We start from the raw sequence: 25,041 nt of genomic DNA, 5'->3' as shown, positions 1-25,041 counted from the left end.
GAAAATGGCTGAGTATAAATATGTTGGAAAATCGATTCGTAAAAAGGATGCGATGCAATTACTTACAGGAAAACCTGTGTTTGTTGAAGATATTGTAAATAAAGATGCACTTGTTGTTAAGGTATTAAGAAGTCCTTATGCACATGCTCTTATTGAAGAAATTAATATTGATATTGCTAAAAAGGTTCCAGGAATTGAAGCTATATTCACATATAAAGATGTTCCGCAAAAACGTTTTACAATGGCCGGACAAACATATCCAGAACCATCACCATATGATAGATTACTTTTAGACAGAAGACTTCGTTTTGTAGGTGATGCAGTTGCAATTATTGCGGGAGAAAATGAAAAAGCTGTTAATAAAGCAATGAAAATGATCAAAGTAAACTATCAGGTTCTTGAGCCAATACTTGATATGCATGATGCAAAAGATAATGAAATTCTTATACATCCAGAGGAAAATTGGGAATCACTTGTACCCGTGGGAGCAGATAATAAGCGTAATCTTTGTGCAGCAGGATGCGAGGAAGATGGAGATGTAGAAAAAGTACTTTCGGAATGTGATTATGTGCTTGATAGAAAATTCCATGTGAAAGCCTGTCAACAAGCTATGATGGAAACATTTAGGACATATACGGAAATGGATCGATATGGAAGATTACATGTAATCAGTGCAACACAGATCATATTTCATTGTAGAAGAATTATTGCAAATGCACTTGATATTCCAAAGTCAAAGGTACACGTAGAAAAACCACGTGTTGGGGGAGGATTTGGTGCAAAACAAACGGTTATTGCTGAAGTATATCCTGCCTTTGTCACATGGAAAACTGGAAAACCAGCGATGATGATTTATTCAAGAAAAGAGACACAAATTGCAGCTTCACCAAGACATGAAATGGAAGTAAGAGTTCGTTTGGGAGCAACAAAAGATGGAATTATTAAAGCCATTGATTTATACACACTGTCAAATACAGGAGCGTATGGAGAACACGGACCTACAACAGTAGGACTTTCTGGACATAAATCCATACCGATATATACAGCAAACATGGAGGCTTTTCGATTTGGTTATGATGTTGTATATACAAATAGACAGTCGTCAGGTGCTTATCGTGGGTATGGGGCTACACAAGGAATTTTTGCTGTTGAAAGTGTGGTAAATGAATTAGCTGACAAATTAAATATGGATCCTATTGAAATTCGGAAAAAGAATATAGTAAGAGAAGGCATGAAGATGCCAGCATATTATAATGAAACAACAAATGCATGTGCACTTGATCGTTGTATTAGTCGATGTAAAGAAATTTTTGATTGGAATGAAAAATTTCCAGTTCGAGATATGGGAAATGGGAAAGTTAGAACAGCAGGTATTGGATTAAGTATGCAAGGTTCAGGTATTCCTAATCTTGATGTTGGATCGGCAACAATTAAACTTGGAGATGAAGGATTCTATATGTTGCTCATAGGAGCAGCGGATATGGGAACAGGATGTGATACTACTTTGTCGCAAATTGCGGCAGAATGTTTGGAGTGTTCTGTTGATGAGATTGAAGTTTTTGGTGCAGATTCAGATGCTTCTCCATATGATTCGGGTTCTTATGCTTCATCCACAGCTTATGTTACGGGAAAAGCTACAGAAAAAGCCTGTATAGAATTAAAAGAAAATATGTGCAAAATTGCAGCAGAAATGCTCGGATGCACTTCTTCTGAACTGGAATTTAGAGGAGATGGAGTTTATAAATTAGATGGAAGTGCTATGGTTTCCAGAAAAGATATTGCAACCAAATCCATGATGTGTAATACTATACCGGCACAAGTTACAGTAAGTCATACTTCTCCAGTTTCTCCACCACCATTTATGGCTGGAATGGTAGAACTTGAGATTGATAAAGAAACAGGTAATGTAGAAGTATTAAATTACGCAGCTGTAGTAGATTGTGGAACGGCTATTAATCCGAACTTGGTTAAAGTACAAGTTGAAGGTGGAATTGTTCAAGGAATTGGAATGGCTTTGCATGAAAATGTTACATATAATGAAAGAGGTCAAGTACTTGAAAATTCATTTATGCAATATAAGATTCCAACGCGTATAGATATGGGAAAACTACATGTTGAAATTGAAAGTAGTCATGAAGAAACAGGACCATATGGTGCAAAATCAGTTGGAGAAGTTGTAATCAATACATCAGCTCCTGCAATTGCACATGCGATTTTCCGTGCAACAGGAGTATGGCATAGAGAACTTCCGATTACACCAGAGAAGATTCTGTTATCAATGGAAGATGAATAAATATTTAATTTATATGGCGTCGGGAAATAGCATTAGATATGGGGAAAATAAATTACTTGAAAAAATAAATGGTAGACCTCTATATCTTCGTGGTCTTGAAGTTTTAAAGGAACTATCGGATACGATAGATGATTGCCAAGTAATTGTGGTTTCAAGATATGAAGAGATTCAAGAAAAAGCAGAATCTATGGGATTTCAAGTAGTGAATTGTCCAGAAAGTAAGTATGGCATCTCCTATACCATTAAGGCAGGAATAAAAAGTATTAAAAATCTTAGAAAAGATGATTATCTTATTTTTGTTGTGGCAGATCAGCCATATATGAGTTTAAAATCAGTTGTTAAATTGATCGAAACAACAAATGAAAAAGTCACTGTAGCTAGGCTTTTCTATGGAGAACGTCCAGGAAATCCAGTACTTTTTTCAGCAACTCTTGTACCAGAATTACTTTCTTTGGAAGGTGATAACGGTGGGGGAATAATAGCGAAAAAGTATCCATGTGTTCCCGTGTACGTGGAGGAACCTTTAGAACTTAGAGATATAGATAGGAAAAAGGATTTATGGAAAAATTAACGTATCATATGTCGATTATGCTTTTTTCAGACCAAAAATGTTTTGGACCTGGTCCGATGAAACTTTTGCGTGGAGTAGAAAGGACAGGTTCTCTTCATCAAAGTGCAGATGAATTAGGGATGGCATATTCGAAAGCTTGGAAAATTATTAAGGAAATGGAAAACTCTTTGGGTTTTCCGCTTCTTTTGCGCAAGACAGGAGGTGCCCATGGTGGTGGATCAAGTATTACGCCAAAGGGCAAAATTTTCCTTGAAAAGTATGAAGAATTGGTAAATTCTATAGAAAAGTTTGGAACAGAGATATTTCAAAAAATTTTTGATGAAAAATTTTTTGAAGAAATTAATAAATAACAAATGAATTAGAGAGTAACCGGCTAAACCGGTTATTCTTTAAAATATCGTTATTCTCAAATGAGAATAATGAATACAATTTAGGAGGAAGAAATGAAAAAGAATTACTTAAAAAAATTAGTCGCATTATTTCTTGTGTTTTCATTAACATTTTCAATTGTGGCATGTGGAAACAGCAATAATGGAAACAAAACAGAAAAGAAAGTGGAAACTTCAGTTGAGACAAAAGAAATCAAATTAACAGATCAGGCAGGTCGTAAAATCACATTAAAAAAACCAGCAAAAACAATTGTTAGTTGCTATTATATTACTACTTATGCTACGATGGCTCTTGGAGTAGAAGATAGAGTTGTTGGTTTAGAAAAAAAAGCTGATTCAAGACCGATTTATCATATGGCAGCACCTGAATTACTTGAAAAAACACAAGTAGGAAGTATGAAAGAGTTTAATGTTGAAGCAACTGCAAAGCTTAAACCAGATCTTGTGATTATGCCAATGAAGCTTTCTGAACATGCTGATACACTTACTGATTTAGGAATAAATGTTTTGGTTGTTAATCCAGAATCACAAGAACTATTAGAAGAAATGCTTCTTCTAATCGGAAAAGCATGTGGAGTTGAAGAAAAAGCAGAGGCTCTTTTGAAGTATTATGATAAAGAATTAAAAAAAGTATCAAAACTCATAAAAGATGTAAAAAAACCTTCTGTATATATGGCGGGAAATTCATCTTACCTTACAACAGCACCTGGAACAATGTATCAGTCAAATTTAATTACACTTGCAGGTGGTGAAAATGTGGCGGCAGAACTTAAAGGAAATTATTGGACAGAAGTTTCCTATGAAACGATTCTTAATGATAATCCAGAAGTGATTATTATTCCTTGTAATGCTGAATATACAAAAGAGGATATTTTGGCAGATAAAAATCTTGCAGGAGTTTCTGCTATAAAAGAAAAAAGAGTTTATATGATGCCACAGAATATTGAGGAATGGGATTCACCAGTGCCATCAGGAATACTTGGTACAATGTGGCTTACAAGTGTTCTTCATGAAAAGGAATATCCTTTTGAAAAATTTCAGAAAGATGTAATTGAGTATTATAAAGAATTTTATGGATTTGAAATTGATAAAACCTTGATTACAAAATAGAAAAAATATTTAGGAAAGGTGGGAGCGAATGTACAATAAAATAAGGATTGTATCGGCAACAATTGGTATCTTACTTGCAATTATGATTATATCAATATGTGTTGGAAGTTACCCCCTTTCTGTAAATCAAATATGGGATATACTGCAAGGGAAATTGCAAGAAACAATGGAAGCAAATGTGTTTTGGAACTTAAGATTTCCTCGAGTACTTATGGGAGTTGTTTCTGGTGGAGCATTGGGACTTGCAGGAGGAGTTTATCAGACTATTTTTCGAAATAGCCTAGCATCTCCTGATCTTACGGGAGTTGCTTCAGGTGCTTCCTTTGGAGCGGCTTTTGCCATTGTTTTAGGAGCAGGAAGTGCTTTTTCAATTATGGCAGGTGCTTTTGTAATGGGGATGTTATCACTTGTGTTTGTGTTACTTTTGACGAGAATGTCAAATATGGAAAAAGTTGGTAGTTATATCTTAGCAGGTATAATTGTTTCTTCATTAGCAGATGCAGGACTTATGATGTTTAAATTTATGGCGAATCCGGAAAAAGAGCTTGCAGCAATTGAATTTTGGACAATGGGAAGCCTTTCCACTATAACAAATCAGAAAATAGTACCTCAAATATGGTTTGTAATAGCACCTATGATTTTGTTGTTATTGCTTCATCGTCAGATTGTAATTCTTTCTCTTGGAAGTGAACATGCAAGAAGTTTGGGAATATCTCCTGAGGTATGGAGAATTATATTTCTTTCGCTTAGTACATTGATGGTGGCAGCAGTTGTATCTGTTACAGGAGTAATCGCATTTGTTGGATTGATTGCACCACATATTACATTTATTGCATATAAAAGAAGAAATGCAATCTATTTCTGTTTGTGCGCTATGTGGGGCGGAATTATACTTCTTATTGCAGATATATTTGCTAGAAGCTTATATAAAGGAGCGGAACTTCCACTTAGTATTTTGACTGTATTACTTTCTGTACCTATACTTATTTGGCTTTTATGCAGAAAGAGAGGAAAGAATTGTGGATCCAATATTTAGAGTTGAGCATCTTACAGTAGGATATCAAAACCCAATTATCTCAGATGCATCTTTTGATGTAAATGAAGGAGAACTGGTTGGGATTATTGGCAGGAATGGACAAGGAAAAACGACTTTGTTGCGTGGGCTTACAGGAGATGCAAAAAGATTTTCTGGAAAAATTTATGTTAATGAAAAGGATATAACAAAGATCTCTGTAAAGCAACAAGCAAAAATGATCTCTGTACTTCCACAAAAAACAAATATTCCAGAGGGAGTAACAGTCGAAGAAATTCTTGAAATGGGATGTTACGCATCAAAACCTTTTTTTGCTAGAATAAATGCAAAAGACAAAGAAAGAATAAAACATATAGCGAAAGTGTTCCATGTTGCAGAGTTTTTGGAAAAAGAGTGTTTTAAATTAAGTGCGGGACAACAGCAAATGGTGCTGATGTGTAGAATGTTTATCCAAAATACACCAGTCATGTTACTTGATGAACCTAACGCAGCATTGGATTATAGCAATGAGCAACTGTTACTTGATTTTTTGAGAAGGTTAGTTAAAGAATATAAAAAAGTAGGAATACTTGTTATTCATGATCCGGAGGCGGCATTAAAATGGTGCGATTCATTAGTAATTATTAATGATGGGAAAATAGCAGAAAAAATAGATATTAAAGATTCGAGTAAGGAACAACTTCAAAAGGCATTGCAGATTTTATATCCTAATATTCAAGTTGAAAAAAATCCGTTCTGCGAAGGATATATTTGTTATCTAAAAGAAAAGTAAAAAAGATTACATATTTATAGTAGAGTGAATGATATAGATGTTCTCTGTGTTTTGCGGGGGCATCTATTTTTGGTTTAAATGAATTTTAAATAAGTAGAGAATAAAAATATATGATATAATTTTAAAACCATTGTAAGGAGGAATACAGGTGAAAAGTAAGTATCACATTTTTTTAACAGGTGAAAAGAAGGTAGGAAAATCTACAATCATCGAAAAAGTAGTAAAGGAAAATAATATTCCTTTAGTTGGTTTTAAAACTTTGCCATATTATGAGGGCGGGAGATTTGCCGGATATATTATGAAAGAAGTAGGAATGGCACAAAATTTTTCGATAGAAAATAGAATTTCTATTGTATTAGAAAATGGTAGAGTTTTTCCGATCGTTGAAACTTTTGAAGAAATCGGAGTGAATATTATTAGTAAAGCAATGAAAAAATCAAAATGGATTTTAATGGATGAACTGGGAAGATTCGAAACGAAAGCTCTAAATTTTAGGAGAACTGTATTGAAATGTCTTGACGGTGATTGTCGTGTTATTGGTGTAATTCAAGATACAGAAACGGATTTCCTTGATGAAATACGAAACCGAAAAGATGTTAAGCTAGTAAAAGTGACAGAAGAGAATCGAAATGAATTACCGTTAAAAATTAGTCGATATATGGAAGAATAAATTGACTATAAAAATAGAGTATATTAAGATGAAGATATAAAAAGATTTAAGATAGATTTTAGTATGGATATTTCAAAGTTAAGAGTTGGATAATCGTTTATCATATATACATTTCATAGCAAGAAAAGAAAGGAGGAATAAGGAGAAACATATTAATACGTACATGGTAAACGGATACATATGAAAGGGGAGAACTCATACAATGAAGAGAGGAAAACAAATTTTATTATTCACATTGACAGCTTTAATACTTACAGGGTGTCAGTCTTCTGAAAAGAAAACAGAATTAGAAAACTATCGTTTAGTTACATCAAATGCTAGTAAATTAAATGAAAATCAGATTGTTGTAGAAAATAACACATATGATTTCGGAAAAGACAAAATGAATTCAGCAAAGTATAAAATTGATTCAACAGCACAGTTGAATTTTGCTGTAGTTGATGATAAGGGGAAAGCAGTACTATATTCGGCAAAAGATGAAAAAGGTAACGATGAAGTATATCGTTATGATTTAGAAACAAAAGAAGTAGAACAACTCACAGATAATCTTTGGGGAATCAGTTATATTATACCTAGAGAAAATGATTATATTGTAGTAGGAGTACCTCAGACACCAAAGGATTCGAAAGTATTTATATTGTGGTCTATTGATCGCAATACAAAAGAAATAAAGCATATAGAACTTTCAAATGACAAACATAAAGATATATCTGTATGGCAAGTGGCATATATACCAGAGACAGATGGACTTATTTTGCAGACATATAGTGAGTCAGAAGAATATGCATTGCGAGATAAATGGAACAATATGGAAAATCATTCGGAAGGAACAGAATTAGAAACACCGTTCTACTATTATCAATATGAAAGTGGGAAAATGAAATATTTATTTGAGAAAAATATGCCACAATCTACAGGTCTTGTTGCAAATAAAAATGATGTGTTATTCGGAGTTCAATCAGATGTGAATGGGGATTGCGTATATCGATATAATTTAAAAGAAGAAAAGGAAGAGAAAGTAAAAGGGTTGGAAAGACTAGATAAAACTTTTTACTTAGACAAAGAAAGCAATTACCTATATAAATTCAACGGGAAAATTGGTAAAATTGATTTAAAAACGGGAAAAGAGGAATGGTTAGATAACCAATTTAAAGAATATTATTTTACAGATTATCGATTAGTAAAAGAACAATAAGGGATAAAAATAGAAGTGATAAAGTTTTCCGCTTTATCACTTCTATTTTTATATTATTTTCTATGATATTTTTCTTCACAATATTTACAACGGTATTCTTGTGTTTCTTCATCTGTTAGAATAAAAACATGATCAAGTTCTTGTTCGATGGAAGTGATGCAACGTGGGTTTTTGCACTTAATTACATTTGTGATTTCTTTTGGAAGTTCCAAACGTTTTTTTTCAACCACTCTGTCATCTTGAATAATATTAATTGTAATGTTATGGTCAATAAAGCTTAAAATATCTAAATCAATAATATCAATTGGGCATTCAATTTTCATGATATCTTTTTTACCCATTTTATTACTTTTAGCATTTTTAATAATAGCGACACAACAATCTAATTTGTCTAATTTTAAGTAACGATAGATATCCATACTTTTTCCAGCTTGGATATGGTCAAGAACAAAACCTTCTTGAATAGAACTTACATTAAGTGTATTTTTTGTCATAATTGTTCTCCTTATATTTTTGCTAAGAAACTTTAATTTCCAATAATGTTAAAATTAATGCCATACGAACATATACACCGTATTGGGCTTGTTTGAAATAAATAGCACGAGGATCTCTGTCAACTTCTACGGAAATTTCATTTACTCTAGGAAGTGGGTGAAGAACAAGCATATCTTCTTTTGCCAATTCCATTTTTGCAGCATCTAAAATATAGAAATCTTTCATGCGTACATAATCTTCTTCATTAAAGAAACGTTCCTTTTGTACACGTGTCATGTAAAGTAAATCTAATTCACCCATGGCATCTTCAAGACGAACAACTTCTTCATATGGGATATTGTGTTTGTCTAAAACATCTTTGCGAATATAGCTTGGGAGTCTGAGTTCTTCAGGAGAAATCAGTACAAATTTAACATTTTCATATCGTACAAGAGCGTGTATTAACGAGTGAACAGTACGACCAAATTTTAAATCTCCACAAAGACCAATAGTAATATCATGTAAACGCCCTTTTTCAGAACGAATAGTAAGTAAATCAGTTAATGTTTGTGTAGGATGTTGATGTCCACCATCACCGGCATTAATAATAGGGATAGAAGAATATTGGCTAGCTACCATAGGCGCACCTTCTTTTGGATGGCGCATAGCGCAAATATCTGCATAACAAGAAATCATACGTATAGTATCAGATACACTTTCTCCTTTTGTAGCAGAACTAGAATCAGCAGAAGAAAATCCGAGTACATTACCACCTAAGTTCATCATAGCCGCTTCATGACTTAATCGTGTTCTAGTACTTGGCTCATAAAATAGTGTGGCAAGTTTTTTTCCATCGCAAGCATGGGCATATTTTTCAGGGTTAGCCTCAATATCATTTGCAAGATCTAAAATTTCGTCGATTTCTTCCACAGATAAATCTAATGGGTTTAATAAATGTTTCATATAATCCTCCTATTTGTATGTTAGTAAATCTTCTACGCTTTTTTTCTTTGGAACAATAGGGTCTATATTTGGATAGCCAATGCCAATTAAAGCAACTAATTCCTGTCCTTCTGGTATGTTAAGCAATTGTGATATACCATCTTCATCAAAAATTCCCATGATGACAGTACCTAATCCAGCTTCATGAGCAGCTAGACAAAGAGATTGACAGGAAACGCCGACATCAAACATTTGCCAACGATCTTCTTTTTTTGTTGAAAATGATCCATCTCGTTCAAAACCGCAACGGCCCGTTACCATTGTCACTGCAATTAACATTGGTAGTTGTTGAATAATATTTGCATTATATTCTGGGGTGAAATCGTTAACAATTTTGTTGAGAATAGATGTGTCTTCAATTGCTATATAGCGTGTAATTTGTGTATTCTTCCAAGAGGGAGAATAAGAAGCGGTAGAAATAATAGATTCTAATAAAGTATGATCTATTTTATCTGGTTTGTATTTACGAATGCTTCTTCGTGTCTTGATACACTCAACAGTGTTCATGATAGTTTTCCTCCTATGTGAAAAGTTTTATATATCATATAATAAAATAAAAATATTTTCAACTAATTCAAGAAAGGAATTCCGAAAAAGTTTTAAATAGGTTTTGTTATCTTTATTTATTGAAGGGGAGAAAGTGGAACGTATTTGATAAAAGATGGATTTTAAACAGAATGTATATTATAATAGTCCAAACGAAAATGGAAAAAAGAGGTGTGTGTGATGGAATTAGAACAAATCCGAGAAAAATTAGATTGTATCGATGACCAAATTTTATCTTTATATGAACAAAGAATGGAACTTTGTGAACAAGTAGGAAAAGATAAAGTGAAAACAGGAAAGAAAGTATATGACAGAAAAAGAGAAGAAGAAAAACTTTCTGCTTTAAATAAAAAAACAGTAAATGAAAAAAATAGAAAAGGTGTTCGTGAATTGTTTGAACAGATTATGTCGGTGAGTAGAAAGTTACAGTATCAAGTATTAGGTGAACATGGAGTATATGGAAAAACGTCCTTTATTCAACTGGATCAATTGAAAAGTGAAAATGCTAGACTTGTTTTTCAAGGAACAGAAGGAGCATATAGCCAACAGGCTCTTCAAAAATATTTTGGAGAGAATAAAAATGGTTTTCATGTAGATACATTTCGTGATGCGATGGAGGCGATTGAGGAAGGTTCAGCAGATTTTGCAGTCCTTCCAATAGAAAATTCTTCTGCTGGTGCAGTTAGTCAAGTATATGATTTACTTGTAGAATTTGAAAATTATATAGTGGGTGAAGTTGTGATTCCTATTCAGCATACGCTTGCAGGAATACCAGGAACAGTATTTTCTGATATTGAACGAGTTTATTCGCATCCACAAGGGTTAATGCAAAGTGAGAAGTTTTTGTCTGCACATAGAAATTGGCAACAGATTAGTGTTGAAAATACGGCCATAGCAGCCAAAGAAGTATTAAAAGCAGGGAAACATACAGAAGCAGCAATATGTAGTGAATATGCAGCGAACTTATATGGGCTAGAAGTTTTAGCCCAAGCTATTAATACTAGTGAAAACAACTCTACTAGATTTATTGTTGTAACCAATCAAAAAGTATTTTTAAAAGGAGCGAAAAAGATAAGTATTTGCTTTGAAATTCCACATGAGAGTGGTTCTTTATATCATCTTTTATCACATTTTATTTATAATGATTTAAATATGACAAAAATAGAATCAAGACCAATAGAGGATAGGAACTGGGAATATCGTTTTTTTGTGGATTTTGAAGGAAATATGGCAGATTCATCTGTAAAAAATGCAATTCGAGGATTACGTGATGAAACGAGAAATTTGAGAATTTTAGGAAATTACTAATAATAAAATATTGTTCATAATATTGAAAAAGGGTATAATATTGTTAATACAAAAGAAAAGATGTGAATAAGGAGGCTTCTATGGGAGGACAGAATGTAGAGGTAAATCTCTGTGCAGAGCAGGTACTAGAAAAATATGCGGATATGGTGTACAGACTTGCCGTTATTCATATGAAAAATAAGACTGATGCAGAAGATGTATTTCAAGAAGTTTTTTTGAGATTTGTTAAAAATTCGGAGAAGATTTCTACGGAAGAACATTTGAAAGCATGGTTAATTAGAGTGACCGTAAATTGTTGCAAGAAGCAGTTTGATAGTGCATGGAATAAACATCGTGCGGCATTTGAATATGATATGGAAGATTCCTATGAGATGGAGGAAAAAGATGAGAGTGTGATGGAAGCTGTACAAAAATTGCCAGAAAACTATCGAACGGTTATTCACTTATTTTATTATGAGGAATATTCAATAAAAGAAATTAGCACACTTTTAGAACAGTCTGAGACAGCAGTTAAGACAAGGTTATCAAGAGCAAGAGAGATGCTTAGAAAGCATTTGAAAGGAGGCGTTGAATATGCAAGAACAGTATAGACACGAGATAGATAACATTCATGCCCCGAAAGATTTGATTACAAAAACAAGACGGGAAATGCAGCAGGAAAAACAAACGACGAAGAAAAAAAGAAAAAAGCCAGTGTGGTTTACCATAGCTGTAGCCGCTTGTGCTTGTATAACAGTGTTGGGTGGATATATTTATATAGGGAGAGTAAGAAATAGTATACATGTACAGGTGGTTTCTTTTCGTGAAATGTCTGAATGGAATACGGGAATTTCGCTAGGGACGATACAAGATAGCAATAATGAAAAGAAACAGAAAATTGAATTGCAAGAATTGGATGAAAAAGATGAGATTTTGAAAGAAATTTTGAAAGTAAAGCCAAGCAAGATACATGGGAAAAAGATTTATATTTGTAAAGAAAAAGAAAAAAATAAGTATTATGCAGTCTATAAAGCGAAAGAACAGTATTTTTGCATATCTGGTGAAAATATAAGCGAAAAAAAATTTTTTTTATTTTTAAAAAAATCATGTAACCTTTTTTAGATGAAGAAGGTATTATTATTATAAAGCAAGGAGGAAGTGCTTATGAAGAGAAGAAAAGTGATGAGCATATGTTGTACGATATTAACCTTTTCATTGTTGTTAACAGGCTGTCAGACGGAAAAGAAAACTACCGGAAATGAAAAAAAGACTAAAACAGAAATGACAACATCAAAACAGTTATCAACAAAAATTAAAGAAAAGTATGCAGATTCTCAGAAATATATCTATAAAGATACGATAGAGAATGTCAAAAGAAATGAAAAGATTCCAGTTCAGTTTAAATTTGATATTAAGAATGGGCAATTTAAAAATTATACGGAGTTGGTAGCTGTTTATCAAGATTCAGAATTGACACAGAGAGTTGGAACACATTTTGAATGGGATGAAGGAACGAAAATATTGAAAATAAAGCCCCCACGTTGGTCTACAGCACAGGTAAGTGTAACTTCAAAACAATTGGAACAACAAGAAGATTTGATTTTTGGATATGATAAAGTTTCTAATATTCTCTTTAATAAAGACGAATTTGAGGATTGGGGAAATTTACCTCAGTATTATATGGCACTTTATGTAAATCCTGAAAATGGAGAAAAGTTAGAAAAACCTATTGTTACACCATTTACTATTAAGCATGAGATAAAGAAAGCACCAGAAGTTAAATTTAGAGTTAATGAAAGCGGAAAACCTGAATTTTATTGGGATAAAGTAAAAGGAGCGAAAGCTTACTATGTAGTTCAATATGATTATGATGAAAAAAAGGGTTATGATATTGTAGGTATGACAAGAGGAATAACAAATAAAACATCATGGTCACCAGAAAATAATTATATGTTTAATACTTTTACTGTAGCAGAAGTATCAAGAAATGAAAAGTGGGTTGTAGATAAATATGGACCAGGAACAGGACCAGTTGTAACGGATTATGATTTGAAAGAGCAAAAATATTGTGTTGTAGCAGTGAATGAAGAAGGAACTTCTGCAATTAGTGATTCTTTTAGCAAACATCAATTATCCAAAATGATAGCAAGTAATGTAGAAGCAAAGAAATCTCGTGAAGAAGAAGGATCAAGATATGCAAAAAGCTTTACAGAACTTCCATCTTATGCATGGGTGACAATGTGTGACGGACGACTTGTACAGAAGTTGATTACATATGATATTGCAAATGCGAAAGAGAAAACAGAGACATGGGGAGAATATGAAAAACCGGACATGTCGGATTTGAAAAGCGTGCAAGTGGATATTGTTAAAATTCCATATCAAATCGAAGGAACATCATTTAAAGATGTAGCTGTTGTAGAAAAATACAATAAAGAAACAATAAAAGCAGATTTAAAAGATTTACAGGAAAGACAGAATTCTCTTCGAACAAAAGGCGGACGTGCAGATGCCAAATTTGAGATAGAAGAAGAAAAAGAAGAAAAGACAGAAGAAAATGTTTATGCAACGGATTATGAGATTACTGCCACTTCAGCATTAAGTGAATATATTGGAAAAAACATGGTTGCTGGAAATACAAGGATTAATCTTTCTGACTTTAAAGAAGCAAAAGATCAATCTCAATTGTTAGATGCATGGCAGGAAGCTACATATCAAAATCCACTTGCCCTAGGAGTACGAAGTGCGGCGATTTCTGGCGATTATCTTCTTGTAAAATATGATGATTCCCCAGAAGAAATGCGAAAGAAACAAGAAGAAATTGTAAAAGAGGTAAAAAGAGTAGTAAAAGAAGTTGTTAAAGATGATATGACAGACTTAGAAAAAGAGATTGCTTTAAATAATTATCTTTGCAAGATTGCAAAATATGATAATAAGGCACTAAAAAATGCAGAAAAAAATAATTTTAAGAAAGTCGATAAAGAATTTAACGATTCATTTACACCATATGGAGTCTTAATTAATAAAAGTGGTGTGTGCGCAAGTTATGCAGGAGCATACAAACTTCTAGCACAAGAAGCTGGATTAGAGTGTATTGTAGTAACGGGATATTTGGAAGGAAATTTACCACATGCATGGAATAAGGTAAAAGTAGATGGGCAATGGCAAATAGTAGATACAACCAATAATGATAATGAAATTTTAACAAATGCATTATTGAATTTGCCAAATGCGGAAGCGGACAGAGTTCTTGTAGAAGACGATAGATATTTAGTTAATTCAGCGATAGCTGATTATGTTGCAAAAGAAGATACAAAAGAATACTACCACATCAATAATAAATATTTTGAAAAAAATGCAATTGCAAATTCTCTTGTAAAAGAAGTGGGAACAAATGGAAATGCTACACTTCGAACAGAATATGATCTTACAGAAGAAGAATTCAAACAAATTGCAGGTCAAGTTGTAACTGGACTTGGAAATAACAAATTGCAGGGTACTTATTGGTTGGGAGTTATTTATATTACAAAATAGTCTAAGGAGGACGAGGTTATGAAAAGAAGAATGAAAAAATTAGTAACTGTAGGAATTGCGTCGATGATGGCAATGGCATTGATAGCTGGTTGTGGCAAAAAGGCAACACCGGAATCTTTATTGACGGATATGAATAAAAAATTGAAAGATGTAAAATCTACAGAAGCTAATATGCTTATGGACATGAAATTATCTCAAAAGGGTGAAAAAGCAGATGTAAAATTGAAAATGGATGCGGAAACCATTATAAAAACTGGAGAAAGTCACTCTGAGGGAGAAATTAGCATGAAAGTCATGGGACAGAGTGTTTCTAATGAGGTTGAAAGTTACGTAGTAAAAGAAGATGATGATTATTTTAATTATATGAATCAAGAAGGAAAATGGAAAAAAACAAAAGTTGATGAAGATAAAAAAACAAAAGTATCAACAGATTTATTTGGTGAATTCGAGAAATCATTTGAAAAGTTTAAATTAAGTGAAAATCTTGTAAAAATAAATGATAAAGAGTGTTTCGAATTAAAAGGTGAAGTTAGTTCTGAAATCATGAAATATGTATTAAGCGGTGATATGTCAAAAAAAGTAGATTTAGAAACATATATTTCAGATGATGAAGAAGTGAAAGTACCTTGTACACTAAGTATTTATAAAGATGAACTTCTTCCAGCAAAAATTATATTAGACATGAAAGAGATGTTTAGTAAAACAAAAGAAACTTCAGGAGTGAAAATTGAAAAATTAAAATTAGAAGTTATTTATAATGAATTCAACAAAGTGAAAAACATTAAAGTACCAAAAGATGTTTTAAAAGAAACAGAAGGATTTGGTGGCGGATTAGATTTTGATGATGATGATTTCAAATCCAACAGTAAAGAAAATAATGATACACAAAATAACAGTGGAAGTGAAACCTCTAATGCGAGTGTATCGGATGCAATTGATTTAAAACAAACAACAAATACATCACCAGCGCCATTGAATAAATGGGTAAAAACAACAAGATATGCTACAGAAGATAGAAAATATCATACAGTTTATGTAAGAATCAATAAAGTAACAACGATGAGTGAAGATGCGAATTATGTAAATCAAGCAATTCAACAAAACAACCAATTCTCTTCAAGAAAGATTGATGTAAATCAATTGAAATTACCAGCAGATGTGGAACTTTGTGTATTTGATTACGAAGTAATGGTTCCAAAGGACTTCCCTGCACCAGACTATGGAATGATAGAACCTGATCTTAATTTCACTGCAAAAAACATTACTGGAGGAGGAATTCCAAGTACAGATGGAACACATACTTACATCGGTATGGGATCTGTCACAAGAATGAAAGTAAGAAATGATGATGTAAAATATTACCCAGGAAATACTTATAAAATGCGCGGATGCTTTTCAATGGTAAAAGGATTTAAAAATTATATTTTTGAATCAACTTCAACTGAGGAAGGACAAGAAACAAGCGTAGAAACAATGATTAAAGGATACTTGGCAGCACACTAAATAATAAAAGGAGCAGGTTTTAAACCTGCTCCATTTTTGATATATCGGAGTCGATAATTAAAGAATAATTTGTATGATAAATAACAAATCCTGGTTTTGCTTTTGCTGGCTTTTTAACATGTTTTTTTTCTATATAGTCAATTTCCACTTTTTCATTTCCACGATTTTTTGAATAATATGCAGCAAGCCGTCCTGCTTCTTCAAAAGTGCGATCAGGTAATTCTTCACCATTTGTTTTTACGATAACATGAGAACCAGGAACTCCTTTTGCATGAAACCACCAGTCGTTTCCAACTGCAAAATGAAAAGTAAGCTCCTCGTTTTGCATATTATTTTTTCCAACATAGATATGAAATCCATCGCTAGAAAGATAGTGTAGTGGTTTATTTGTGATTTTTACTTTCTTTTTTGTAAACTTGCGTTTTACATATCCAGATTCAATTAATTCTTCTTTTATTTGTAAAAGATCATCTTCGCTTAAAGCAATATCAAGAGCATTGCTTACTGATTCTAAATAAGTAATATCGTCTTTTGTTTCTTTAATAAGTTCATTTAACGCTTCAAAAGTACGTTTTTGTTTATTGTATTTATCAAAATATTTTTTTGCATTTTCCATTGGAGTTTTTGTGCTATCCAATGGGATAAGAATCATTTCATTTGTATAGTAATTTAGTGCTTCTAATTGTTTTGCACCTTTTTCTATATTGTATCCATAAGTATGGAGAAGTTCGCCATATATCTTGTACTTTTCACGATTTTCAGTGTCATGAAGTTGCCTTGTTTGTAAAGCGTATTTTTTTCGGTTTCTCTCAAGTGCAGTTTGCACAACACGGCGTAAATCGGAAGATTTTTGACGAATACGGGTAATTGTGTTTTTGGTAGAGTAATATGTTTCTAACAGTTGAGAAACAGATGAAAAAGTTTCCTCGTTATATTGAGTATAATGAGAAAGGGGGATGCAAGAAAATTCAATAGGTTCTTGTCCTTTGTAATAAATAATTGGATGAAAGTTTCCCTCTCTTACGGCATCAAAGTATAGAGAAAACTGATTAAAAAAGTGAAGAAACATATCATCTGATAAATCTCGAGGAGTTATCTCGGAAGGAATTCCTGATATATGACAAAGTTCTTCTGCGACAACGGGACTGATTCCTGTAAAGGAAGTGTAAATCGCTTTTCCAAGAGGCATAGGTTTGCTAGTTAATAAAGTGCGAAATTCTTCTTCAGTTACAGTAAGAGGGTTATGTCGTTCCATAGTGTCTGGGATAAAGTAGGGACGTCCTGGAAGGACTTCGCGCACAGAACTCATTTGTGCAGGAACATGTTTAATACTGTCAATAATGATTCCTTTATCATTGCAAAAAATAATATTGCTGTGTTTTCCCATAATTTCTACAATTAATTGTTTTTTACATAAATCACCAAGCTCATCTAAGTGTTCAATATCAAAACAGATGATACGTTCTAATTTAGGCTGATAAATATTAGTAATCCGACCATTATTTATATGTTTTCTTAAAAGCATACAAAAATTAGGTGCTGTCATCGGACTCGGTTTATTTATATCAGTTAAATAAATAAGAGGAAGTGATGCACTTGCTGAAAGATAAAGTCTTTTTTGTCCCCTAGGTGTTTTTATTGTTAAAAGTAATTCATCTGCTTCAGGTTGTGCGATTTTATTGATTCTTCCATCTTTTAATGAAGTGTTTAATTCTTGTACAATAGTTGAAATAGTAATTCCATCAAAAGCCATAAATTTAATCCTTTCTGCTTGCATTAACATTTATCAATTTAGTATAACATGACTTGATTCATCAGTAAATGAATTGACGATACTTTCCAAATAGATTATAATGTAAGGCAGTATTGCAATAGAATAAATGATAAGAGGGTAATAGCATGATAAAAAGCATGACAGGTTTCGGAAGATGTGAAATTTCTGAAGCAGAGCGTAAGTTTACGGTAGAATTAAAAGGAGTAAATCACAGATATTTGGAAGTGAATATTCGTATGCCGAAAAAGTTGAATTTTTTTGAAGCATCTATTCGTAATCTGTTAAAGAAGTACGCACAGAGAGGGAAAGTTGATATTTTCATTACATATGAAGATTTTTCGGAAAATCAAGTTTCATTAAAATATAATGAAAATTTAGCAGAAGAATATTTGAAGTATTTTAAGAAAATGGAAGAAAAATTCTCTCTAAAAAATGATATTTGTGTATCTACACTTTCACGTTATCCAGAGATATTTACAATGGAAGAACAGGTGATGGATGAAGAGGAGATATGGAATGTACTTGAAAAAGCACTAGAAGGAGCATTTTCACAGTTTGTTTCGACAAGAATCACAGAAGGTGAAGCATTAAAGAAAGATATTGTTTCAAAATTAAATGATATGCTTGTTCTTGTGGATAAAATAGAAGAACGTTCTCCTGCGATTGTTTCTGAGTATCGAGAGAAGTTGGAGATAAAGGTGCAAGAGTTGTTAGCAGATACACAGATAGAAGAATCTAGAATTGCATCTGAGGTAGTGATTTTTGCAGATAAAATTTGTACAGATGAAGAAACTGTTAGATTAAAAAGTCATATCTCCCATATGAAAGATACTTTAGAAGAGGCAGAAGGGATTGGAAGAAAACTTGACTTTATCGCACAAGAAATGAACCGAGAAGCAAATACTATTTTGTCTAAGGCAAATGATTTAGAAGTCTCTAACTATGCTATTGATTTGAAAACAAGTATAGAAAAAGTAAGAGAACAGATTCAAAATATTGAGTAAAGGATGAATGAGATGAAAAGAAAAGGAATTTTAATTGTTGTATCTGGTTTTTCGGGAGCTGGAAAGGGAACAGTCATGAAAGAACTTTTAAATAGATATGATAATTATGCACTATCCATTTCTGCTACAACAAGAAAACCACGTGAAGGAGAGCAGGATGGAAGAGAATATTTTTTTAAAACTACAGAAGAGTTTGAAAAAATGATTGCGAAAGATGAGTTAATAGAGTATGCTAGATATGTAGGCAATTATTATGGTACTCCACGTTCTTATGTAGAAAAACAGTTGGAAGCGGGGAAAGACGTTATTTTGGAGATTGAAATTCAAGGAGCGTTAAAGGTGAAAGAAAAGTATCCTGAAACATTACTTCTTTTTATTACACCACCGAATGCGAAAGAATTGAAAAGCCGCTTAATTGGTCGTGGTACTGAAACGATGGAAGTGATTGAATCACGTATGGAACGTGCTGCAGAAGAAGCTGAGGGAATGAGTGCATATGATTATATTGTCATAAATGATCATTTGGATATTTGCGTGGAAGAAACGCATAATATTATACAGAGCGAACACAATAGAGTATTTCGCAATGAAGATTTGATGAATCAAATAGAAGAAGAATTAAGAGGAGAAGCGAAAGGAGAATAAGATTATGTTACACCCATCATATACAGATTTGATGAAAGTAGTAAACCAAGATGTAGAGGAAGGTGCAACAAAGATTGTAAATAGCCGTTATTCTATTGTACTTGCCACTTCTAAAAGAGCAAGACAAATTATTGATGGCGATACACCTTTAGTTCCTACAAAGGATGGCGAAAAACCGTTATCTATTGCTATTGATGAATTGAACAATGCAAAAATTAAAATTGTTGCAGAAGATTCAGAACAATAAAAAAGCAGAGGGCAGATGCCATAAGGTATCTGCCCTGTTAGGTATAAAGGAGAAAACGAATGAATATATTATTTATTTCACTAGGGTGCGATAAAAATTTGGTAGATACAGAGGTGATGCTTGGATTATTGGCATCTAAGGGACATCAAATGGTTGATGATGAGAATGAGGCGGATATTATTGTGATTAATACTTGTTGCTTTATTCATGATGCCAAAGAGGAAAGTATTCAAAATATTTTGGAAATGGCAGAGTTAAAAAAGAAAGGACGTTTGAAAGTTCTTGTTGTAACAGGGTGTCTTGCTCAACGGTATAAAGAAGAAATTATTGAAGAAATTCCAGAAGTAGACGCCGTTCTCGGGACAACTTCTTATGATAAAATATTAGAAGCGATTGATGAAGCTTTGGAAGGACGTCATCATATAGAAATGACAGATATCAATTCACTTCCTTTTGTAGATGCAAAGCGACTTGTTACGACAGGAGGACATTTTGCGTATTTGAAGATAGCAGAAGGTTGTGATAAACATTGCACATACTGTATCATTCCCAAAATAAGAGGAAATTTCAGAAGTGTTCCAATGGAAAGATTAATTAGGGAAGCGGAAGAGTTAGCTGAACAGGGTGTGAAAGAATTAATTTTAGTTGCACAGGAAACAACTCTTTACGGAAAAGATCTTTATGGAGAGAAAAGTTTGCATAAATTGTTAAGAGAATTATGTAAAATTTCAGGCATACAGTGGATTCGTATTTTGTATTGCTATCCAGAAGAAATTACAGATGAATTGATTCAAGTAATCAAAGAAGAAAAGAAAATCTGCCATTATTTGGATTTGCCGATTCAACATGCAAGTGACGCAATATTAAAACGTATGGGGAGACGTACATCAAAAACACAGTTGAAAGAAATTATAGGAAAACTTCGTGAGGAAATTCCTGATATTACGCTACGTACAACATTAATTACTGGATTCCCTGGGGAAACAAAAGAACAACATGAAGAATTAATGGAATTTGTAGATGAGATGGAATTTGATCGGTTAGGAGTATTCACATATTCCCCAGAAGAAGATACAGCTGCTGCGCTTATGGACAATCAGATTGATGAAGAAGTAAAAGAAGATAGGCAAGCTGAGTTGATGGAGTTACAACAAGATATAGCTTTTGATTTGGCAGAAGATATGATAGGAAAAGAAGTACTTGTCCTAATTGAAGGAAAAGTAGCAGATGAAAATGCTTATGTGGGAAGAACATATAAGGATGCACCAAATGTGGATGGCTTGATTTTTGTTAACACAGACGAAGAATTAATGTCAGGAGATTTTGCGAAAGTAAAAGTGACAGGTGCATTAGAATATGATTTGATAGGAGAGATTATATAATGAATTTACCAAATAAGTTGACAGTGCTAAGAGTGATAATGATTATTCCGTTTGTTGTATTTATGTTAAATACAGGAATCGCTGGTGATGCAAGCAAATGGATTGCGGTAAGTATTTTTATCGTAGCAAGTTTAACAGATTTATTGGATGGGAAAATTGCCAGAAAATATAATCTTGTTACAAATTTCGGAAAATTTATGGATCCATTGGCAGACAAATTGCTTGTTTGTTCAGCAATGATTTGCCTTATTGAAATGGGAAAACTTCCAGCATGGGTTGTTATTATTATTATCAGCCGAGAATTTATTATTAGTGGTTTTCGTTTAGTTGCATCTGATAATGGGATTGTTATTGCAGCAAGTTATTGGGGGAAATTTAAGACCACATTCCAAATGCTTATGGTCATATTTTTAATTATTGATTTGGGTGGTGTTTTTGCCACTGTAGAGACAATTTTAATTTATGTTTCACTTGCATTAACAATTATTTCTCTTGCAGATTATATTGTTAAGAACAAACAGGTTTTGACACAAGGTGGTATGTAAAATGGAAGTAGAAGAACAGGTTGTTGAAAAACTAGTTGAGAAAAATTGGAAAATTACAACAGCAGAATCGTGTACAGGAGGTCTTTTGGCTGGAAGAATTTTAAATGTTTCAGGGGCTTCTTCCGTATACGAAGAAGGTCATATCACATATTCAAATATGGCAAAAGAAAAGATTTTAAATGTTTCGCATGAGACGCTTGAAGAATATGGGGCTGTTAGTGTTCAAACAGCTGAAGAGATGGCTGTTGGTGCTGCTAAAATTGCGAATGCGGATGTGGCTCTTAGTACAACAGGAATAGCTGGACCTACAGGAGGAACAAAAGATAAGCCTGTAGGTTTGATTTATGTATCTTGTTATATTTTAGGGAACGTTTATAGTAAGGAATTGCATTTAAAAGGAAGCAGAGAAGAGAATCGTGCTAAGACAGTTGAGGAAGCATTAGAACTTTTCTTGGAAAATTATTGTGAAAAGAGAAAATAATATAGTCATATTTAACAATGATTTGGCAAAAATAGAGGAACTATAGCGTAGATTGTCGAATTATAAAAAAAAAGGAAAAAGATATAGACGAAAAGTTAAATTTGTGAGAAAATGAGATTATATATGGTGTTAAAGATATAACAAACACTGTTAAAGAAAAAATCATACACAGTTGAAAGGAGTTTTATCATGATTTATTCACATGAAGTACAAACAATGTGTCCAGTTGCTCAAGGCGTTAATCACGGACCAGCTCCAATCCCAGAAGAAGCAAAATGGGTAAAAGCAAAAGAAGTAAAAGATATTTCAGGTTTAACACACGGTGTTGGCTGGTGTGCACCTCAGCAGGGAGCCTGTAAGTTAACATTAAACGTAAAAGATGGTATCATTCAAGAAGCATTAGTAGAAACTATCGGATGTTCAGGAATGACTCATTCAGCAGCTATGGCTTCTGAAATTCTTCCAGGAAAAACAATCTTAGAAGCATTAAACACAGACTTAGTTTGTGATGCTATCAATACAGCAATGAGAGAGTTATTCTTACAGATTGTTTACGGACGTACACAGAGTGCATTCTCTGAAGATGGACTTCCAGTAGGAGCAGGTCTTGAAGATTTAGGAAAAGGACTTCGTTCTCAGGTTGGTACAATGTATGGAACATTAGCAAAAGGACCTCGTTATCTTGAAATGGCTGAAGGTTATGTAACAGGTATCGCTTTAGATGAAAATGATGAAATCATCGGATATCAATTCGTAAGTCTTGGAAAATTAACAGACTTTATTAAAAAAGGCGATGACCCTAATACAGCATGGGAAAAAGCAAAAGGACAGTATGGTCGTGTTGCTGATGCTGTTAAGATTATTGATCCAAGAGCAGAGTAAGAGAAGGAGGACGTAAAAAATGGCATTATTTGAATCATATGAAAGACGTATTGACAAAATCAATAGCGTATTAAATAGTTATGGTATTGCTTCTATTGAAGAAGCAGAAAAAATCACAAAAGACGCTGGACTTAATGTTTATGACCAAATTAAAGGAATCCAGCCAATTTGTTTTGAAAATGCTTGCTGGGCTTACATCGTAGGTGCTGCAATTGCAATTAAAAAAGACTGTAGAAAAGCTGCTGACGCTGCTGCTGCAATCGGAGAAGGACTTCAGGCTTTCTGTATTCCTGGATCAGTTGCTGATCAGCGTAAAGTAGGTTTAGGACATGGTAACTTAGGAAAAATGTTACTTGAAGAAGAAACAGATTGTTTCGCATTCTTAGCAGGTCATGAATCATTCGCTGCTGCTGAAGGTGCAATTGGTATTGCTGAAAAAGCAAACAAAGTTCGTAAAAAACCATTACGTGTTATCTTAAACGGTCTTGGAAAAGACGCTGCACAGATCATTTCAAGAATCAACGGATTTACATTTGTTGAAACAGAAATGGATTACTACACAGGAGAAGTTAAAGAAGTATTCAGAAAATCATACTCTGATGGACTTCGTTCTAAAGTAAACTGCTATGGTGCAAACGATGTAACTGAAGGTGTTGCAATCATGCATAAAGAAGGTGTTGATGTATCTATTACAGGTAACTCAACAAACCCAACTCGTTTCCAACATCCAGTAGCAGGTACATACAAAAAAGAATGTATTGAACAGGGTAAAAAATATTTCTCAGTAGCATCTGGTGGTGGTACAGGACGTACACTTCACCCAGATAACATGGCTGCTGGTCCAGCTTCATATGGTATGACAGATACTATGGGACGTATGCATTCTGATGCTCAGTTTGCTGGTTCTTCATCAGTTCCTGCTCACGTAGAAATGATGGGACTTATTGGTGCTGGTAACAACCCAATGGTTGGTATGACAGTTGCTGTTGCAGTTTCTATTCAGGAAGCAGCAGATAACGGAAAATTCTAAGAAATTGCGTAAATAAGGTATTCTTACTAGTAATTAAAAGAGACAAAATCTTATAAAAAGTATATGATTAGTTAATCCAAAGGGGAGTGAATATAGTGTTCATTCCCCTTATTTAATCTTTTCTATATCCTTTCTTAGTCATTGTAAAAAAGTTTTCTAGGATCATGTGGTCTGTGATTTTTATTCGACATGAGTATGCCCTTTATCATTAAGTAACTATTCACTTCCAATAGGTAGGGAGAAATTTTTGTGAGAAAATAGAACTATCTGAAGAAATAGAACGCATCTATCTCGATGGTTTTGGGACGCATTTGAAAAAGAGAGAATACCTAATTATATTAAAGGAGATATAGTTTCGGTAGTATGAAGCAAGAAGAAAAGAGAGGAGTGGAAAGATGTTTAAAAAGATAATGAATTATATTAAAGAATTTTTAGAGAATACACCAGAGGATATATATGAGTTTTCTATTGTTTTGGAAGATGCACTTGTAGATGATTACGATGAAATGTACAAGGAGCAACCAAATGCAACTGACGTGCTTGCAGATGAAGTCCCATATATTTGTGCTTCAGCAGAACCTGGTATGACACAAGAGGAAATTGAAGAGTTCAAAAGAAAATTAAAAATTGAGTATGACAAGGCTACGAAAGCCATTGTGTAGATACCACCCG

General features: G+C 33.3%; 26 protein-coding genes. 22 read left to right on the top strand and 4 right to left on the bottom strand.

All coding sequences use genetic code 11. The features are described from left to right. Window positions 1-4: 4 nt before the first annotated feature. The 8 genes from ACY2U7_RS04645 to ACY2U7_RS04610 all read left to right on the top strand — a co-directional run bounded on the left by ACY2U7_RS04645 (window position 5) and on the right by ACY2U7_RS04610 (window position 8,033). Complete coding sequence (locus ACY2U7_RS04645; protein ID WP_461815963.1) at window positions 5-2,293, top strand: xanthine dehydrogenase family protein molybdopterin-binding subunit; 2,289 nt, start codon at window positions 5-7, stop codon at window positions 2,291-2,293. Further along, a complete protein-coding gene (locus tag ACY2U7_RS04640) occupies window positions 2,286-2,864 on the top strand; it encodes a nucleotidyltransferase family protein (protein ID WP_461815962.1) in 579 nt (192 codons plus the stop codon). Before ACY2U7_RS04645 ends, ACY2U7_RS04640 begins: the two co-directional genes overlap by 8 nt. After that, window positions 2,852-3,214: a winged helix-turn-helix domain-containing protein gene (locus ACY2U7_RS04635; RefSeq protein WP_461811807.1), complete on the top strand. Its 363-nt coding sequence runs from the start codon at window positions 2,852-2,854 to the stop codon at window positions 3,212-3,214. The genes ACY2U7_RS04640 and ACY2U7_RS04635 overlap by 13 nt, the downstream gene beginning before the upstream one ends. Before the next feature lie 93 nt (window positions 3,215-3,307). Further along, window positions 3,308-4,363, top strand: a complete 1,056-nt coding sequence (locus tag ACY2U7_RS04630; RefSeq protein ID WP_461815961.1) for an ABC transporter substrate-binding protein — start codon at window positions 3,308-3,310, stop codon at window positions 4,361-4,363. Window positions 4,364-4,391: 28 nt separating this feature from the next. Next, the gene (locus ACY2U7_RS04625) at window positions 4,392-5,399 is read left to right on the top strand and encodes a FecCD family ABC transporter permease (protein ID WP_461811805.1); all 1,008 of its coding nucleotides are present in this window, start codon (window positions 4,392-4,394) and stop codon (window positions 5,397-5,399) included. Continuing rightward, window positions 5,383-6,168, top strand: coding sequence for an ABC transporter ATP-binding protein (locus ACY2U7_RS04620; RefSeq protein WP_461811804.1), 786 nt, complete (start codon window positions 5,383-5,385; stop codon window positions 6,166-6,168). Before ACY2U7_RS04625 ends, ACY2U7_RS04620 begins: the two co-directional genes overlap by 17 nt. A 148-nt stretch (window positions 6,169-6,316) precedes the next feature. Beyond that, entirely contained in the window at window positions 6,317-6,838 is a 522-nt protein-coding gene (locus ACY2U7_RS04615) for a nucleoside-triphosphatase (protein WP_461811803.1), read from the top strand. A 202-nt stretch (window positions 6,839-7,040) separates the two neighbouring features. Continuing rightward, a complete protein-coding gene (locus ACY2U7_RS04610; RefSeq protein ID WP_461815960.1) occupies window positions 7,041-8,033 on the top strand; it encodes a hypothetical protein in 993 nt (330 codons plus the stop codon). A 53-nt stretch (window positions 8,034-8,086) separates the two neighbouring features. Here the strand turns inward: ACY2U7_RS04610 and ACY2U7_RS04605 are convergent, their stop codons facing one another. Genes ACY2U7_RS04605 through ACY2U7_RS04595 form a run of 3 tightly spaced genes read right to left on the bottom strand, consistent with a single transcriptional unit; the run spans window position 8,087 to window position 10,016 of the window. Continuing rightward, a complete protein-coding gene (locus ACY2U7_RS04605; RefSeq protein WP_461811799.1) occupies window positions 8,087-8,527 on the bottom strand; it encodes an aspartate carbamoyltransferase regulatory subunit in 441 nt (146 codons plus the stop codon). A 22-nt stretch (window positions 8,528-8,549) separates the two neighbouring features. Next, on the bottom strand, window positions 8,550-9,470 hold the full coding sequence (pyrB, locus tag ACY2U7_RS04600) for an aspartate carbamoyltransferase (RefSeq protein WP_461811798.1): 921 nt from the start codon (window positions 9,468-9,470) through the stop codon (window positions 8,550-8,552). A 9-nt stretch (window positions 9,471-9,479) separates the two neighbouring features. Further along, window positions 9,480-10,016 (bottom strand): nitroreductase family protein, encoded by a 537-nt coding sequence (locus tag ACY2U7_RS04595; protein ID WP_461811797.1) that lies wholly within the window; start codon window positions 10,014-10,016, stop codon window positions 9,480-9,482. A gap of 216 nt (window positions 10,017-10,232) precedes the next feature. On the opposite strand from ACY2U7_RS04595, the gene pheA reads away from it, so the two are divergent. The 5 genes from pheA to ACY2U7_RS04570 all read left to right on the top strand — a co-directional run bounded on the left by pheA (window position 10,233) and on the right by ACY2U7_RS04570 (window position 16,379). Further along, window positions 10,233-11,363, top strand: coding sequence for a prephenate dehydratase (gene pheA, locus ACY2U7_RS04590; RefSeq protein WP_461811796.1), 1,131 nt, complete (start codon window positions 10,233-10,235; stop codon window positions 11,361-11,363). Window positions 11,364-11,443: 80 nt separating this feature from the next. After that, on the top strand, window positions 11,444-11,953 hold the full coding sequence (locus tag ACY2U7_RS04585; RefSeq protein WP_461811795.1) for an RNA polymerase sigma factor: 510 nt from the start codon (window positions 11,444-11,446) through the stop codon (window positions 11,951-11,953). Next, window positions 11,937-12,464 carry a DUF4367 domain-containing protein gene (locus tag ACY2U7_RS04580; RefSeq protein WP_461815959.1) on the top strand — a complete coding sequence of 176 codons (528 nt, stop codon included), beginning with the start codon at window positions 11,937-11,939 and terminating at the stop codon, window positions 12,462-12,464. Before ACY2U7_RS04585 ends, ACY2U7_RS04580 begins: the two co-directional genes overlap by 17 nt. Window positions 12,465-12,506: 42 nt before the next feature. Then, a complete protein-coding gene (locus ACY2U7_RS04575; protein WP_461811793.1) occupies window positions 12,507-14,876 on the top strand; it encodes a transglutaminase domain-containing protein in 2,370 nt (789 codons plus the stop codon). 18 nt (window positions 14,877-14,894) lie between these two features. Beyond that, window positions 14,895-16,379 carry a DUF6612 family protein gene (locus ACY2U7_RS04570; protein WP_461811792.1) on the top strand — a complete coding sequence of 495 codons (1,485 nt, stop codon included), beginning with the start codon at window positions 14,895-14,897 and terminating at the stop codon, window positions 16,377-16,379. Between the two features lie 19 nt (window positions 16,380-16,398). Here the strand turns inward: ACY2U7_RS04570 and ACY2U7_RS04565 are convergent, their stop codons facing one another. Continuing rightward, window positions 16,399-18,132, bottom strand: coding sequence for an Rqc2 family fibronectin-binding protein (locus ACY2U7_RS04565; protein ID WP_461811791.1), 1,734 nt, complete (start codon window positions 18,130-18,132; stop codon window positions 16,399-16,401). Window positions 18,133-18,278: 146 nt separating this feature from the next. Between ACY2U7_RS04565 and ACY2U7_RS04560 the strand changes: the two genes are divergently transcribed. From ACY2U7_RS04560 to ACY2U7_RS04520, 9 genes are all read left to right on the top strand, one after another. After that, window positions 18,279-19,157 carry a YicC/YloC family endoribonuclease gene (locus ACY2U7_RS04560; RefSeq protein WP_461811790.1) on the top strand — a complete coding sequence of 293 codons (879 nt, stop codon included), beginning with the start codon at window positions 18,279-18,281 and terminating at the stop codon, window positions 19,155-19,157. A gap of 12 nt (window positions 19,158-19,169) precedes the next feature. Next, window positions 19,170-19,802 (top strand): guanylate kinase, encoded by a 633-nt coding sequence (gene gmk / locus ACY2U7_RS04555; protein ID WP_461815958.1) that lies wholly within the window; start codon window positions 19,170-19,172, stop codon window positions 19,800-19,802. Between the two features lie 4 nt (window positions 19,803-19,806). Further along, window positions 19,807-20,049: a DNA-directed RNA polymerase subunit omega gene (gene rpoZ / locus ACY2U7_RS04550; protein ID WP_459639834.1), complete on the top strand. Its 243-nt coding sequence runs from the start codon at window positions 19,807-19,809 to the stop codon at window positions 20,047-20,049. Between the two features lie 59 nt (window positions 20,050-20,108). Next, window positions 20,109-21,431 (top strand): 30S ribosomal protein S12 methylthiotransferase RimO, encoded by a 1,323-nt coding sequence (gene rimO / locus ACY2U7_RS04545; protein ID WP_461811788.1) that lies wholly within the window; start codon window positions 20,109-20,111, stop codon window positions 21,429-21,431. Continuing rightward, on the top strand, window positions 21,431-21,976 hold the full coding sequence (gene pgsA / locus ACY2U7_RS04540; RefSeq protein WP_461811787.1) for a CDP-diacylglycerol--glycerol-3-phosphate 3-phosphatidyltransferase: 546 nt from the start codon (window positions 21,431-21,433) through the stop codon (window positions 21,974-21,976). The genes rimO and pgsA overlap by 1 nt, the downstream gene beginning before the upstream one ends. Before the next feature lies 1 nt (window position 21,977). Continuing rightward, complete coding sequence (locus ACY2U7_RS04535) at window positions 21,978-22,457, top strand: CinA family protein (protein ID WP_461811786.1); 480 nt, start codon at window positions 21,978-21,980, stop codon at window positions 22,455-22,457. Between the two features lie 189 nt (window positions 22,458-22,646). Next, window positions 22,647-23,339: an iron-sulfur cluster assembly scaffold protein gene (locus tag ACY2U7_RS04530; protein ID WP_459639830.1), complete on the top strand. Its 693-nt coding sequence runs from the start codon at window positions 22,647-22,649 to the stop codon at window positions 23,337-23,339. Window positions 23,340-23,358: 19 nt separating this feature from the next. Further along, window positions 23,359-24,369, top strand: coding sequence for a GGGtGRT protein (locus ACY2U7_RS04525; protein ID WP_461810735.1), 1,011 nt, complete (start codon window positions 23,359-23,361; stop codon window positions 24,367-24,369). 395 nt (window positions 24,370-24,764) lie between these two features. Then, a complete protein-coding gene (locus tag ACY2U7_RS04520; protein ID WP_461815957.1) occupies window positions 24,765-25,031 on the top strand; it encodes a hypothetical protein in 267 nt (88 codons plus the stop codon). Window positions 25,032-25,041 lie beyond the last annotated feature (10 nt).

This window comes from Faecalimonas sp. (genome assembly GCA_029264305.1).
In the GTDB taxonomy this organism is placed as follows: domain Bacteria; phylum Bacillota; class Clostridia; order Lachnospirales; family Lachnospiraceae; genus Faecalimonas.
The sequence above is the reverse complement of the archived record's forward strand: the minus strand, read 5'-3'. Positions and strand labels throughout refer to the sequence as shown.

What these genes read in the sequence shown, in the direction of transcription:
- ACY2U7_RS04640 (WP_461815962.1), top strand. Translation starts at nt 2,286, where the DNA reads ATGAATAAATATTTAATTTATATGGCGTCGGGAAATAGCATTAGATAT.
- ACY2U7_RS04580 (WP_461815959.1), top strand. Translation starts at nt 11,937, where the DNA reads ATGCAAGAACAGTATAGACACGAGATAGATAACATTCATGCCCCGAAA.
- ACY2U7_RS04605 (WP_461811799.1), bottom strand. Translation starts at nt 8,527, where the DNA reads ATGACAAAAAATACACTTAATGTAAGTTCTATTCAAGAAGGTTTTGTT.
- ACY2U7_RS04645 (WP_461815963.1), top strand. Translation starts at nt 5, where the DNA reads ATGGCTGAGTATAAATATGTTGGAAAATCGATTCGTAAAAAGGATGCG.
- rpoZ (WP_459639834.1), top strand. Translation starts at nt 19,807, where the DNA reads ATGTTACACCCATCATATACAGATTTGATGAAAGTAGTAAACCAAGAT.
- rimO (WP_461811788.1), top strand. Translation starts at nt 20,109, where the DNA reads ATGAATATATTATTTATTTCACTAGGGTGCGATAAAAATTTGGTAGAT.
- ACY2U7_RS04565 (WP_461811791.1), bottom strand. Translation starts at nt 18,132, where the DNA reads ATGGCTTTTGATGGAATTACTATTTCAACTATTGTACAAGAATTAAAC.
- ACY2U7_RS04560 (WP_461811790.1), top strand. Translation starts at nt 18,279, where the DNA reads ATGATAAAAAGCATGACAGGTTTCGGAAGATGTGAAATTTCTGAAGCA.
- ACY2U7_RS04575 (WP_461811793.1), top strand. Translation starts at nt 12,507, where the DNA reads ATGAAGAGAAGAAAAGTGATGAGCATATGTTGTACGATATTAACCTTT.
- ACY2U7_RS04625 (WP_461811805.1), top strand. Translation starts at nt 4,392, where the DNA reads ATGTACAATAAAATAAGGATTGTATCGGCAACAATTGGTATCTTACTT.
- ACY2U7_RS04610 (WP_461815960.1), top strand. Translation starts at nt 7,041, where the DNA reads ATGAAGAGAGGAAAACAAATTTTATTATTCACATTGACAGCTTTAATA.
- ACY2U7_RS04635 (WP_461811807.1), top strand. Translation starts at nt 2,852, where the DNA reads ATGGAAAAATTAACGTATCATATGTCGATTATGCTTTTTTCAGACCAA.
- ACY2U7_RS04535 (WP_461811786.1), top strand. Translation starts at nt 21,978, where the DNA reads ATGGAAGTAGAAGAACAGGTTGTTGAAAAACTAGTTGAGAAAAATTGG.
- ACY2U7_RS04525 (WP_461810735.1), top strand. Translation starts at nt 23,359, where the DNA reads ATGGCATTATTTGAATCATATGAAAGACGTATTGACAAAATCAATAGC.
- ACY2U7_RS04570 (WP_461811792.1), top strand. Translation starts at nt 14,895, where the DNA reads ATGAAAAGAAGAATGAAAAAATTAGTAACTGTAGGAATTGCGTCGATG.
- ACY2U7_RS04530 (WP_459639830.1), top strand. Translation starts at nt 22,647, where the DNA reads ATGATTTATTCACATGAAGTACAAACAATGTGTCCAGTTGCTCAAGGC.
- gmk (WP_461815958.1), top strand. Translation starts at nt 19,170, where the DNA reads ATGAAAAGAAAAGGAATTTTAATTGTTGTATCTGGTTTTTCGGGAGCT.
- pgsA (WP_461811787.1), top strand. Translation starts at nt 21,431, where the DNA reads ATGAATTTACCAAATAAGTTGACAGTGCTAAGAGTGATAATGATTATT.
- pyrB (WP_461811798.1), bottom strand. Translation starts at nt 9,470, where the DNA reads ATGAAACATTTATTAAACCCATTAGATTTATCTGTGGAAGAAATCGAC.
- ACY2U7_RS04630 (WP_461815961.1), top strand. Translation starts at nt 3,308, where the DNA reads ATGAAAAAGAATTACTTAAAAAAATTAGTCGCATTATTTCTTGTGTTT.
- ACY2U7_RS04520 (WP_461815957.1), top strand. Translation starts at nt 24,765, where the DNA reads ATGTTTAAAAAGATAATGAATTATATTAAAGAATTTTTAGAGAATACA.
- ACY2U7_RS04595 (WP_461811797.1), bottom strand. Translation starts at nt 10,016, where the DNA reads ATGAACACTGTTGAGTGTATCAAGACACGAAGAAGCATTCGTAAATAC.
- ACY2U7_RS04585 (WP_461811795.1), top strand. Translation starts at nt 11,444, where the DNA reads ATGGGAGGACAGAATGTAGAGGTAAATCTCTGTGCAGAGCAGGTACTA.